Here is a 12,715-nt window from a genome sequence, read left to right on the forward strand (position 1 = left end):
ACTAGATTTTATTTTTTTGACAACTGCCCTGTACCAACTTTATATGCTAAGAAATAAAGTCCTGCCACAAAAAAGCCGCCACCAATAATATTACCTAAATACACACTGACCATATTTTGCCCAAACGCTGACCACGTATTGCCTCCTAATAAAATCCCCATCGGAATCAAGAACATATTGGCTACAACGTGTTGGAAGCCACAAATCACAAAACCCATGATTGGCAGAAAAATCCCGACGATTTTACCAATAAAATCTTTTGCTGCAAAGTTCAAATACACTGCGGTACTCACTAAAAAGTTACAAGCGACCCCCGAAAGAAATCCTTGTAAAAAAGTATCTTTAGTTCTCCCTAAAGAAACTTGAATCGCGCGCTCTGCAAAGTCTCCTTGTAACGCCCCACTTAAATAGCCAAAGAAATAAGCCACAAATAAGGAACCAATCAAATTAAAAATCGTCACGATCACAATGTTTCTAAGCCATTCTTTGCCACTGATTTTTCTAGCAAACAACGCCATTGAAACAACCATCATGTTTCCTGTAACTAACTCTCCTCCAGCTAACAATAAACAAATCAGTCCAAACGGAAAAACAGCTGCTCCGATCACATTAACCAGTGTCCCCCATTCCTTTGGCATTGTTCCCATTGCGCGAATCATCGCAATCCCTGCAACAGCAATAAAAACACCTGCTAAAAATCCCAATACCGCTAAAGTCAAAAAACTACCCCGCGCCTTTTGAACCCCTTTTTCAATTGTAACATCAACTATTTCTGGTGGTTGAAATGACCCCATATTTTACCTCCTAATTTAAAAGCGGAACAAATCGGCTAATCCTGTAGAAAATTAGGAAATTGACATTGAAACGCTCTTTGTTTCACTGACAATTTATCTATTTTCATAAGGATTGATTTGTGCAGCTAGATAATATTAAAAGCCAAGCGGGCTCGTTTAGCTCTGACAGAAAAATAGGAAAATATGTTTGTGACGCTTTCTGTCACAGGCAGATTTTATCTTTTTTCCGAAAGGTTAGCCCACAAAACTAACTAATTTACTTATCTAAAATATCCCTTTGATTCTTATACATCATCGTTAGATTGGGATCTAAATACACGACCTCATCAAAATAATGATCATTTAAGTACTGTTTATGCACCTCATCAAACCGTTTATCACGCTCTTCACCAACTTGAATCGCATAAACATCTGCCCCTTGTTGTGTATAAGTGAGAATCGTTTCAAAATCGATGGTTTCAGTATCCATCAATAACATTTTATGTCCAAACAATGGCAATTGTTCAAACCAATCCGCTCCCTCTCGACAAGATACAACCTCTCCTACAATAATCAATGCAGGATTTTGAATGTGTTGTTCATTGATTGCATCGATCATCGTTTGAACTGTTGCGGTAATTGTATGTTGCCGTCCTAAGCTCCCCCATTCGATGATCGCCACTGGCAGTTTAGGTGACACATTTTGTTCTAAGAGCTTTTTCTGTGTACTCTCCACTTTTTCTACGCCCATATATAAACAAATCGTTCCATTATCTGTCAGCCCTTTAAAATCGATGGTTTCCCCCACTTGACGATGAGCGGTTGCTAGCGTAACTTTACTGCTATATTCACGATGCGTGAGCGGAATACCGCTATAACTACTAGCAGCTGAAGCAGCCGTAACTCCTGGAACGATTTCATAGCAGATTCCTTCGCTTTGAAGTGTTTCGATTTCTTCCCCCACACGACCAAAAATACCGGGATCACCGCCTTTTAATCTGACTACAGTCTGATTTTGATGACCTTCTTTCACCAACAGCTGATTAATGTTTTTTTGCTTCAACACATGATTCTTGGGATATTTACCACTATAAATAAAACGAGCTGAATCTTTGGCAAGGTACAACAGAACTGGGTTGACTAGCCGATCGTAAATAATCACATCTGCTGATTCTATTACTCTCTTCCCCTTTAGTGTCAATAGTTCTGGATCACCTGAACCGGCTCCGACAAAATAGACTGTTCCCATCACTACACCATGACATAAACGAGGTCTTCTTCAACAATCGTTTCATAGGCACGAACACAACCTTCATCTGGCTCTTGCACTTGACCGTCATTTAAATTGATTTTGTAGTCATGTAGGGGACAAAATACATATTCACCTGAAACAGTTCCCTCAGCTAATGGACCTTGTTTATGAGGACAAACATTTTCAATTGCTTTAACACGATTATCACTTAAACGAAAAACAGCGATTTTTTGCTCTCCAACAATAATTTCTTTCCCCATTCTAGGAGCTAGCTCAGCTAATTGACCCACTAAAATTTTTTCCATGTTATGCTCTCCCCACTGTATATAATTCTTGGCGTGTTTTATTATCTTCTACAACTTCATCCCAAGGATTACCACGACGTCCTTCGACCGCTTGATCTAAGGCAGCTAATAGTTCTTGACGTTTTTCAGGATTTAACAAAACTTCCTTCACTACTTCAAAGCCTATGCGCTCGATCCACGGCGCAGTCCGTTCTGCATAAATTCCTGTTTCACGATAATACTGTAACATTGCTCCGCAAATATCGATGACTTCCTGTTCTGTTTCAACCGTGGTCAGTAAAACAGCCTCTTTCACTTCCGTTCCACCATTTCCACCAATATAGATTTGGAAGCCATTCTCTACGCCGATGATTCCAAAATCTTTCACGCCACTTTCCACACAGCTTCTTGGGCAAGCAGAAACACCCATTTTAAATTTGTGTGGTGTATCGATAAACTCGTATCGTTGTTCCAATTTGATTCCAAGACCCATTGAATCTTGTGTACCAAATCGACAGAAATTAGCACCTACACATGTTTTGACCGAGCGAACCGCTTTCGCATAGGCTCCTGCAGCCTTCATATCCAATTCTTCCCAAATTTTTGGTAAGTCTTCTTTTTTCACACCATACAAACCAATTCTTTGGCTCCCTGTTACTTTGACCATCGGTACATCGTATTTTTCTGCAACTTTGGCAATCAACAGTAATTGTTGAGGGTTAGTTTTTCCACCGCGCATTCTTGGAATCACAGAAAACGTACCATCGTTTTGAATGTTCGCGTATAGTCGTTCATTCACATAACGAGACTCTTTTTCATCTTCGTGTTCCTTAGGCCAAGCAACATTTAAATAGAAGTTGATTGCAGGTCGACACTTAGGACACCCTTCTGGATTGGTAAAATTCAATTCTCGGTAAACTTCATCTGATGAGGTCAATTTTTTCGCATAGATTTGTGTGACGATTTGATCTCTGGTTAAATCCGTACAACCACAAATTCCTGTTGGTGCAGACACTACTTCACCACCTAATGCATAAGCTAAAACATCGCCAATCACTGATTTACACTTCCCACAAGATCCGCCAGCTTTGGTATGTTTGGTCACATCTGCCACTGAGGTCAAGTCTTTTTCATTGATTGCCGTCATGATGGTTCCTTTATCGATTCCGTTACAGCCACAGATCACTTCATCATCCGGCCATTCGCTAACATCAGCACTCGCTTCTTCACCAACCATATGTAGTAAAGAGACAGGCGTATATTCTTCAATACTTTCATTTTTCTTCAAAATATTATAATACCGATTTCCTTCACTTGTATCGCCATAAAGAACAACACCGACCACTTGATTTTCTCTCACAAAAATCTTTTTATACGTATAATTGATGCCGTCAAACGCTTCGATACTGTTGATCCCTTCTGTTTCTCTGATATTCCCAGCTGAATACAAATCACAGCCAGATACTTTTAACGAAGTAAAAGTGGTACTACCTTGATAAGGTTTCGCCTCTTTACCTGTCAACACATCCGCTAAGACTTTTCCTTGTTCAAATAAGGGTGCGACTAACCCATACACATTGCCGTTATGCTCCGCACATTCCCCTACAGCAAAAACATCTGGGACATTTGTTTTCATAAAGTCATCCACAACGATTCCACGGTTCACTTCGATCGTTGTTGTTCTTGCTAGTGTTGTTTCTGAGCGAATCCCGATCGACATTACGACCATATCCGTTTCAATCGTCGTTCCGTCACTAAAAGCTAAACCAGTAACACGATTGTCACCAAGGATTTTTTGGGTAGCTTTTTCCATCAAGAACTTCAACCCTTGTTTTTCTAAATCGGCTTGCAGCATTTTACCTGCTTTTTCATCTAATTGTGTTTCCATCAACCATTTTTCCAAGTGGACAACTGTCACGTCCATTCCTTGATCTAGCAATCCTTTGGCCGCTTCTAAGCCAAGTAGACCGCCACCGATCACGACGGCTTTTTGGTATTTTTGAGATGCTTCAAGCATATTTTCTGTGTCATCGATTGTTCTAAATCCAACAACACCAGGTAGTTGAGCACCGTCAACAGGTAAGATAAATGCTCTAGAACCTGTAGCTAAAATACATTTATCATAAGAAATTTCTTTCCCTGATTGTGTCGTGATCTTTTTATTCGTCGTATCCATATGAACGGCTGGATCATGATTGATCAACTCAATCTGATTTTCTTCATACCATTCAAGCGGATTCGTGATGATTTCTGAAACGGTCATTTTCTTTTGTAAGACATTACTGAGCATGATCCGGTTGTAATTCGGGTATTTTTCTTCTCCGATGATCGTGATTTGATAGCGATCAGGATCTCGGTCTAGGATTTCTTCGATCGTACGGACACCAGCCATTCCATTACCAATTAAGACAAGCTTTTCTTTCATTTTATGTAAACTCTCCTTTGTGATTTTTTGAGCAATATAGTCGATGATTTGTCTTTTTTAGAATAGCAAGAATGACAGATGGTGGCTATTAGGGAATTACCTAATAACTTTGCTAATTTACCAATACTGTTTGAATTGATGGCTATGCTGCTTTTCCAACAAAAAAATCAACTGTCCTAAACTAAGTAAATTCCTCCTCTTAGTTAAGACAATTGATTGCTATTTTCACTATGATCACCGTTTAAATATTGGCTAGAAATTGTTCTCTTTTGTTTTTTGATGCAGTCTTTACATCGATGTATTTCCATTTCACATTTTTAATACCAACATCTTTCAGTGTTCCTTTAATAAAAACAGACTTAACATAATTCCCTTTTACAACTGTTAGATACCATTTGGGCGCTGTTCCTGTATTGAGTATCGTCGTTTTTTTTATATTAGTAAACAACCCTTTTAAACTTAGTCCTGAGTCATCATATGCACTATTTTTCAACATCACTTTATCGAAAAAACCTTTGATGATTGCAGGAAATTCATACCACCATGTCGGAGCAATAATGTATAGCTCGCTCGTTTCTCCCAGCATTTTTTGATACTGTTTAACAAGAGGATCTGTTGTGTCTCCTTTAGAAAATAAGGCGAGATCTTTTTCCGAAAAAACAGGATTAAACTGGTCTTTATTTAAATCAATTAATTGATATTCTTTTTGCTCGTTTTTTAAACGTGTTATTAAGTTGCTCAAAATGGCATGATTAAAACTACCTTCCCATGGATGAGCATAAATAATGGTTGTTATCATCACTTCTCTCCTAACTTCGACTGCTTGATTTCTTGATAAATATCACTGATTTTCTTGTTGATTTCTGGTTCATACTGTTCATATTCTTTCGCAATGATCTTAGGCTTCAACTCTTTGATCAATGTTAAAACCATTTTTTCGTGTTTGATCTTTTGTTTGATTTCAGCTTCTTTTTTAGTCAAAAGCTGTTCAGAGCGTTCACTGCATTCATCGTTTTCTGGAAATTTCAAAAAATTCAATAATTCTTTCATTTCTTCTACGGAAAAACCTACGTGCTTCATAACGATTAAGTACTCTAATAAAATTTTATCTGCTTCATCAAAAATTCGATAGCCATTTTCTTGCCGTTTTCCTATAACAATTCCTTGACGTTCATAATATCTGATCGTCGAAAGTGGAATAGTCATTTCGCTGGTTACATCCTTCATTTTGTACATTCTCTCAACTCCTTTTTTTATTGATCTAACTGCATCTTAACATTGCACTAAAGAACAATGTCAACAAAAAAAGCCACTTCGCTAAAATAAGCAAAGTAGCCTAGTACCTATAAAAACTGTTCATCTTTTTTCAAGAACATTGATCAACCAGTCTCTTAATTTCTTTGTGGCTTTTGGCTGTTTTCCATAAGAAGACAACGCTATCAAATAATCTTGAGATTCGATTGTACTCATATTATAAAAATCACTGTTCTCTTTCTGACTACAGTCATTGACCCATTGAGATTCTGATGCATCGTTAACGATTTTCTGATTGATGGCTTTGGAATCTGTGCAAGCAAAAATTAGATGGGCTTCTTTGATATACTCAGCCATGTAGGTTGCTTTAATCAGCTTTATATTTTCTAATTCATTGAATTCCTCTAAAAAAGTTGGTGCAACAAGTGTTACTTGTCCTTTAGCGTTTAAAATCGCAATGGTTTTTCGTAATGCGATTCGGCCACCGCCGATGATCACGATTTTCTTCCCCGTTAAATCAAGCATTACTGGATACATGTAATAGCCTCTTTCACAATTCCTTCTAAATCGGTTAAAATTCGTGAATCAAATTCCAGTGTTCTTGTGAGGATAAAATCCGTTTTAGGGAACGCTTCTTTCAGTTTATTTTTCATGATCGTAATCAAATGTCCATCGAATAAAAAGAAAGGAACAATCACTATTTTTTGATCCGTTGATACTTGTTTTTTGATATCTTCTAAGTAGTCTTCCGGCCCTTTCAAACTTGTTGGGATAATGGAAAAACCGACTTGTTGTTGGATTTCAGCTGCAATCTCCGTTAATACTTGTTGTGGTTCATCCGTTTGTTTTGTACCATGCGCGACTAAAATGCCTACTAGTTGTTCATCTGGATACTCCGCCGCTACTTCTTGGAATCGTTCCAACAATACTTGACGGCTACCACTTTTACTGCCGAAGGTTTCCGTTTGCTTGAACTGAACATCTGGATATTGCTCTTTAACTGTTTCAAGTTCATTTGGGATATCGACTAAAGCATGCTTCGCCGCAAATAATAACACGGGGACAACAATCATTTTAGTGACTCCGTTTTGGATCATTTCTTTAGCAACATTGGGAATCGTATTAGAATGATTTTCTAAAAAAGCTGTTGCTTGGTAGACCGTTGGATCGAGTTTTATTTTTAATTGATTAATAAAATCCATTGCTGCTTGATTTTTTTCAGCTTTCTGACTGCCATGAAATACATAAAGAATTCCGATCATTTTTTCTCACCTCATAAGTCGATTAATTGATGTTTCATACTATATTGCAATAATTTGCTAAACGTTTCAAACTCTAGTTTTTTCATTACATGAGATTTATGCACTTCAACTGTTTTCACAGATATAAATAAACGCTCTGCAATTTCTTTGTTACTATAACCTAAAGCAACCAGAGGCAAGACTTCTCGTTCTCTTTTTGATAGACGTTCATACTTTGCATCTTTTTCAGCTATATCTGTATTATTATACCAACGTTCCTTATTATACTCACCGAACAAAGGATCGATTGCAATATTTCCATTGATTACTTGTTGGATTGCTTCTAATAAGACAATATCCTGTGAACTTTTAAGAATGTAACCTTTTGCGCCGTATTCTAATGCTGTGCGAACATATTCTTCTTCATCATGCATGCTTAAAATAATCGTTTTTATTTCTGGAAAATGCTCTTTGATACGACGGGTTGTCTGAAGACCATTTTCTCCAGGCGGCATACGCATATCCATCAACACGACATCGACTGGATATTTTTCAAGGAGCAAAAAAGCCTCAGTACCGTCTGCCGCATCGCCTACAACCGTAATACCTTTTTGGGATTCAAGTAATAACCGTAACCCACTTCTAACCACGGCATGGTCATCCGCTATTATAATATTCATCTTCCCGCCTCCTATTGGATAGGCAACCCTAACGTCACCGTCGTTCCTTCCATTTCTTCTGACTGAATACTTAAATGACCACCGATTGATTCAGCTCTTTCTTGCATATGTAAAAGACCTAATCCACGACTGTGCGCATTTACTTTGTGGAGATCAAATCCTTTGCCATGATCTCGAACAGTAAGTACTAAGTGATTGTCTTGTACACTTAATGTTACCCACAATTCATTTACATCAGCATGCTTCACACTGTTCATCACACTTTCTTGCAATACGCGATAGGTGATAACTTCCACACTTTCCGCAAATCGCCTATTTTCGATTATCGGAATAAAATGAATTTCCACACCAGTTGTCTCTGTTAAGCGATGTAATAACGCTTCAATCGCTGGAATCAGACCTAAATCGTCCAAAGCAGTTGGACGTAAATCAACCGCGAGTTGTTTCACTTCACCAAGTAACGCAACAAAATCTTCATCGATTTTTTGTAATTTAGCGGATAAATCATCTGATTCTCCACTCCACTGTAACTGCCTAGTTTCCAGCATCAAACTATAAATACTTTGGGCTAATCCATCATGTAATTCTTGTGAAATCGCACGACGTTCATTTTCATGAGCCTGATTGACATATTCGATCAACCGTTTATTTTGAATGACCTGCTGCAAACGATCTTGAACAGCGACACGGCGGATACTTAATAAGGATGCTTGGTGGTCAATCACAGTGTAGCTGCCGCTAAATTGTTCTTGTTTGCCTTTGATATCTTCTAAAACTAAGGGAAAAGCAGTCTGATCCCAATCCGTTTTGACTTCACAATCAAGGCATTTTTCCATGGTGGTATGAAGCATGCAGCCTTCACCTCTAGCAATATCCAAGACTTTTTCTATAGTAAATGAATAGTCTATCTTTAGTTTAGCCGCCGCTTTGTTATATCTGACACAGTTGTTTTCTTCAATTAGAAATAAACTATCTTTTGCTTCTTCAAAAAGTGTTTCCATTGCATTTTTTTCCATCTTTTTCCCCTATAAATAAACAATGAGTTCATTTGCTTTACCTTTAGCAGCACTCAAAAATTCTTCTGTAACAGTCGTTTTTTTACGGTAGCCAAGTAATAGAACACCTTTTACTTCCCCTTTTTCCACTACTGGAAATGCCATGATCGTTTCTAACTTTTCCATTCGTGTGATTGGCAGTTCTACTAATTTTTCTGGTTGTTTTTGTAAGTCTGTTGCTTGATACGGTCGACCTGTTCGCCAAACGATTCCACCGATGCCTTTGCCAACTTGTAAGCGAATTTTTTTGTAATTCTGATTCGTATTTCCCGCTACATACCTCCAGCGGATCACTCGAATTTTAGTGATTTCATTCACAGTAGAAAGAGCTAATGCGACAAAGTCCACTTTTAAATCTACTTTGATTTGATCGATTGCTTGTTGCATCTGATCCGTCATTTGACTACTCCTATTCCCTAATTATTAATAAAAAGGTTGTTTTCTGTTGGAACTTCTCTTATTCTTAAGCCAACATCAACTTAATTTTAGAAGGATTTTTATATGAAAACAACCACTACTTTTAGTCCTAAACGTTTGGTCATGATCATTACCATGACTGTTTTTTCTTTTTCTAGTATGACAACAGCGTTTTTCTTGATGGGAATCAAGGCGTTTCCTTATTTTATCGGCGCTGCTCTTTTTTACTTTATTCCTTACGCTATCATTATAGCAGAATTTACAGGGGTTTATAAAAATCATATCGGTGGATTATACCAATGGTTAGCGGAACATCTTTCAGAAAAAGTTGCGTTTATCGCTGCTTTTTTATGGTACTGTAGTTATTTTATCTGGATGATCAGTTTATTTATGAAATTATGGATTCCTTCATCTATTTTACTTTTCGGTCAAGATTTAACGAAAAAAAGTAGTTTGCTTCCTTATTTTTCTACACCTGTTTTGATAGGTCTCTTATCGATTCTAGCCGTTTTGGCAACCTTATTTTTCGTCAGTAAAGGCTTTAAAGGTATTGCTTCTGTGTTATATTTGAGCGGTGTCTTGATGTCGATTTTGATTCTCGTTAGTTTGGGTAGTAATTTATGGTTATGGCTTAATCATCAGGGAGCCATTCTGCCCAATTTAGCCTCTAGCTTTAAAGGTGGTCAAACTAACTCCTCATCAGGTCAAACACTAATTGAGCAATTTGCCTTTTTGATTTTTGCGATCACAGCTTTTGGTGGGTTGGATACGATCGCAAGTCTGGTTGATAAAACGGGGAAACAAAAAACACGATTTCCAAAATTATTGATCCTAAGCAGTATTTTAGTAGTCACTTGTTATTTTTTAGGGATTCTTTTATGGAGTGGCAGTACTGATTTAGCTAGTTTAAAAGAGAATAGCAGTATTCATTTAGGAAATTTAATGTATGAATTGATGGAAAATCTGGGTATTTCTGTTGGTCACTCTTTGGCGTTATCACCGATCCAAACACAATGGTTGTCCCAATTATTTATTCGGTTTACAGCCTTAACTTTATTGCTCTCTTATATCAGCTTATTATCGACGATTTTTTATTTGCCGATTCGAACGCTAGTAGAAGGCACGCCAAAACATTATTGGCATCCTCGTCTGAAACAAAAAAACAAACATGATATGCCGATTTACGCCTTGTTGATTCAGGGTGTATTGATCAGTTTGTTTATTTTAGGAATCAGTTTTGGCAGCAACTATGTGGTGTTGTTGTATAATCAATTGACATTGATGACCAATATTTCTAGAGCGATTCCTTATTTATTAGTCGCACTTGCCTATCCTGCTTTTAAGAAAAAACAATTGGAACAAGAACCGACCTCTGCTTTGATCCAGTCAAAACGCAACGGTTCATTGATCAGCCGTAGCGTGATCATCAGTATTACCTTAGCGATTGGGTTTCAACTCTATCAACCTATTTCTCAAGGAAATTACCTGCAAAGTCTGACATTATTGGTCGGGCCATTGTTATTTGCATTAATTGGTTACTTGCTTTATCAGCGATTTCATAAGAAAAACAGAAAACACTATGTTGATGCTTAAAAAAATAGTAATAACAAGCGAAATGCCGTCCTTTCCTGTACAATATAAGATAAGTTATTTTCTGTTTTTTCTCTAAAAAGAAAGAATGGCTATCTTTTGTGCAGGAGGGATTTTTTTGTTCGATTTAGAAAAAGTTCAATCTTTGAATGAACTAGAAATGTTAGTTTATCAATACATCTTAGAACATATGAACAGTGTTCCTAAATTAACGATTCGGCAACTTTCTGCTGATTGTCATGTGTCTACCTCAACTATTTTGCGATTCTGTTCTAAGATGGGTTTTGATGGTTTCTCAGAATTAAAATACGCCTTAAAAAAGGATGAAAAACTGCAAGAACAATCGTTTGAACAGTATTATGATGCTACGATCCATGTTGATTCTTTTTTAAAACGGATCAATCAGCAAACCTATTTCGAAACACTAAAACCTGCGATCACGATGATTGCTTCTGCCCGCCACATTGTTTTTTCAGGCATTGGCACAAGTGGTATTCTCGGTACTTACGGCAGCCGCTATTTTGCGAATATGGGAATCAATGCTTACAGTATCGGAGATCCATTTACACCGATCCCCCAACGTGGCTTTGAAAATACGTTAGCCATTATTCTGTCCGTTTCAGGAGAAACGACGGAAGTGATCAAACAAGTCACTGACTTCAAACGATCCGGAGCTAAAATTTTAAGTATTACGAACGATGAACATTCCACTATTTCGCGTTTAGCGGATTACAATATTTCGTATTATATGCCAGACGAGCGCTCCGTTTATGCTGATCCATATATTAATATCACTACACAGATTCCTGTGATTGCATTGATTGAATTGCTTGCTCATCAAGCAAGTAAAGAATTTGCTGAAAAGAATCCGCTAAAAGACGATGCTCAATAAACACCCGCTATCAATTCTTTTTTATGCTGAAACTTTGACAAAATGTACGGGCATTGCTATTGTTTGTTCAAAGGTCTGTCTTACTTTCAAGACGAATGACCCCGATGAAAGGGCGTGACGATTCATGACATTTACTATCGAACATTTGGACAATGAAGTCCTCACTGGAAGACAATACAAATTTGCTATTCCTAAAACACCTGAAGATTTTATTGAGGTGAATAATCAGAAGCTAGAAATATTACCGACTGAATTAAATAGTGTACGAGCCATCATTATCAATGATCCTGATGGAAGTAATGGAACGTATAAGTACTTGATCGAAAATAGCGAAGGCAATCGAACATTTGAGATAGCAGCTGGCGACTATGCTGTTTTCGTCGGACCTTGGGAAACATTAGCAGACATCGATCAATTTATCGGCGCATGCTACGGTGAACTTTACCAATCAAGCGAGTATGGAATCGGCGGAACAAATAATATTCAGCTGATCGATTTTGAACATGGGAAAATCACACTAAAATTACCTGCAATTAGTAAATAAAATAGCAACTTGAGTGCGGGACAAAACTTGATAAAAGGCAGCCAAAAGTCAGGTTCTTCGACGATTTCATAAAAAGCGAGCAATACAAAAGATGTATTGTTCGCTTTTTGTATTGCTCAAATCTAATCGACTTTTGTCTCAACTACTTTTTTATCTATTTTGTTTTTTTACTTGGTACATGTTTCTCAACATGCTCAAGCTATAGGAATTTAGTTGAAATTCTTTTATATTAAATATGTAAACGTATTCAGTAGATTAAAATCAGAGCGGCCGCTCTATTGAAATACTACTACAAGCACTTATTTTCC

Annotated in this window: 14 protein-coding genes; 3 read left to right on the forward strand and 11 right to left on the reverse strand. The window is 37.4% G+C overall.

The window, feature by feature from the left end:
• Positions 1 to 8 precede the first annotated feature (8 nt).
• From ATZ35_RS02085 to ATZ35_RS02135, 11 genes are all read right to left on the reverse strand, one after another.
• A complete protein-coding gene (locus ATZ35_RS02085) occupies positions 9 to 794 on the reverse strand; it encodes a formate/nitrite transporter family protein (RefSeq protein WP_208929129.1) in 786 nt (261 codons plus the stop codon).
• 256 nt (positions 795 to 1,050) lie between these two features.
• Positions 1,051 to 2,022: a uroporphyrinogen-III C-methyltransferase gene (gene cobA / locus ATZ35_RS02090; RefSeq protein WP_244148198.1), complete on the reverse strand. Its 972-nt coding sequence runs from the start codon at positions 2,020 to 2,022 to the stop codon at positions 1,051 to 1,053.
• Positions 2,023 to 2,024: 2 nt separating this feature from the next.
• A complete protein-coding gene (gene nirD, locus ATZ35_RS02095; RefSeq protein ID WP_208929149.1) occupies positions 2,025 to 2,330 on the reverse strand; it encodes a nitrite reductase small subunit NirD in 306 nt (101 codons plus the stop codon).
• Between the two features lies 1 nt (position 2,331).
• Positions 2,332 to 4,734 (reverse strand): nitrite reductase large subunit NirB, encoded by a 2,403-nt coding sequence (nirB, locus tag ATZ35_RS02100; protein ID WP_208929152.1) that lies wholly within the window; start codon positions 4,732 to 4,734, stop codon positions 2,332 to 2,334.
• 241 nt (positions 4,735 to 4,975) lie between these two features.
• Positions 4,976 to 5,533, reverse strand: a complete 558-nt coding sequence (locus tag ATZ35_RS02105; protein WP_208929155.1) for an NAD(P)H-dependent oxidoreductase — start codon at positions 5,531 to 5,533, stop codon at positions 4,976 to 4,978.
• Positions 5,533 to 5,970 (reverse strand): MerR family transcriptional regulator, encoded by a 438-nt coding sequence (locus ATZ35_RS02110; RefSeq protein WP_208929158.1) that lies wholly within the window; start codon positions 5,968 to 5,970, stop codon positions 5,533 to 5,535. Before ATZ35_RS02110 ends, ATZ35_RS02105 begins: the two co-directional genes overlap by 1 nt.
• Before the next feature lie 120 nt (positions 5,971 to 6,090).
• Entirely contained in the window at positions 6,091 to 6,525 is a 435-nt protein-coding gene (locus ATZ35_RS02115) for a precorrin-2 dehydrogenase/sirohydrochlorin ferrochelatase family protein (RefSeq protein ID WP_208929161.1), read from the reverse strand.
• Positions 6,513 to 7,250, reverse strand: coding sequence for a sirohydrochlorin chelatase (locus tag ATZ35_RS02120; protein ID WP_208929164.1), 738 nt, complete (start codon positions 7,248 to 7,250; stop codon positions 6,513 to 6,515). Before ATZ35_RS02120 ends, ATZ35_RS02115 begins: the two co-directional genes overlap by 13 nt.
• Before the next feature lie 11 nt (positions 7,251 to 7,261).
• A complete protein-coding gene (locus ATZ35_RS02125) occupies positions 7,262 to 7,909 on the reverse strand; it encodes a response regulator transcription factor (protein WP_208929166.1) in 648 nt (215 codons plus the stop codon).
• Between the two features lie 11 nt (positions 7,910 to 7,920).
• Positions 7,921 to 8,925, reverse strand: coding sequence for a sensor histidine kinase (locus tag ATZ35_RS02130; protein ID WP_208929168.1), 1,005 nt, complete (start codon positions 8,923 to 8,925; stop codon positions 7,921 to 7,923).
• Between the two features lie 9 nt (positions 8,926 to 8,934).
• Entirely contained in the window at positions 8,935 to 9,363 is a 429-nt protein-coding gene (locus ATZ35_RS02135; RefSeq protein ID WP_208929171.1) for a GAF domain-containing protein, read from the reverse strand.
• 102 nt (positions 9,364 to 9,465) lie between these two features.
• On the opposite strand from ATZ35_RS02135, the gene ATZ35_RS02140 reads away from it, so the two are divergent.
• The 3 genes from ATZ35_RS02140 (at position 9,466) to ATZ35_RS02150 (ending at position 12,407) form a co-directional block, all read left to right on the forward strand.
• Positions 9,466 to 10,974: an amino acid permease gene (locus ATZ35_RS02140; protein WP_208929174.1), complete on the forward strand. Its 1,509-nt coding sequence runs from the start codon at positions 9,466 to 9,468 to the stop codon at positions 10,972 to 10,974.
• Between the two features lie 115 nt (positions 10,975 to 11,089).
• Positions 11,090 to 11,863, forward strand: coding sequence for a MurR/RpiR family transcriptional regulator (locus ATZ35_RS02145; protein WP_208929177.1), 774 nt, complete (start codon positions 11,090 to 11,092; stop codon positions 11,861 to 11,863).
• A gap of 124 nt (positions 11,864 to 11,987) precedes the next feature.
• Positions 11,988 to 12,407, forward strand: a complete 420-nt coding sequence (locus tag ATZ35_RS02150; RefSeq protein WP_208929180.1) for an effector binding domain-containing protein — start codon at positions 11,988 to 11,990, stop codon at positions 12,405 to 12,407.
• Positions 12,408 to 12,715: the final 308 nt, after the last annotated feature.

This window comes from Enterococcus rotai (assembly GCF_001465345.1).
Taxonomy (GTDB): domain Bacteria; phylum Bacillota; class Bacilli; order Lactobacillales; family Enterococcaceae; genus Enterococcus_L; species Enterococcus_L rotai.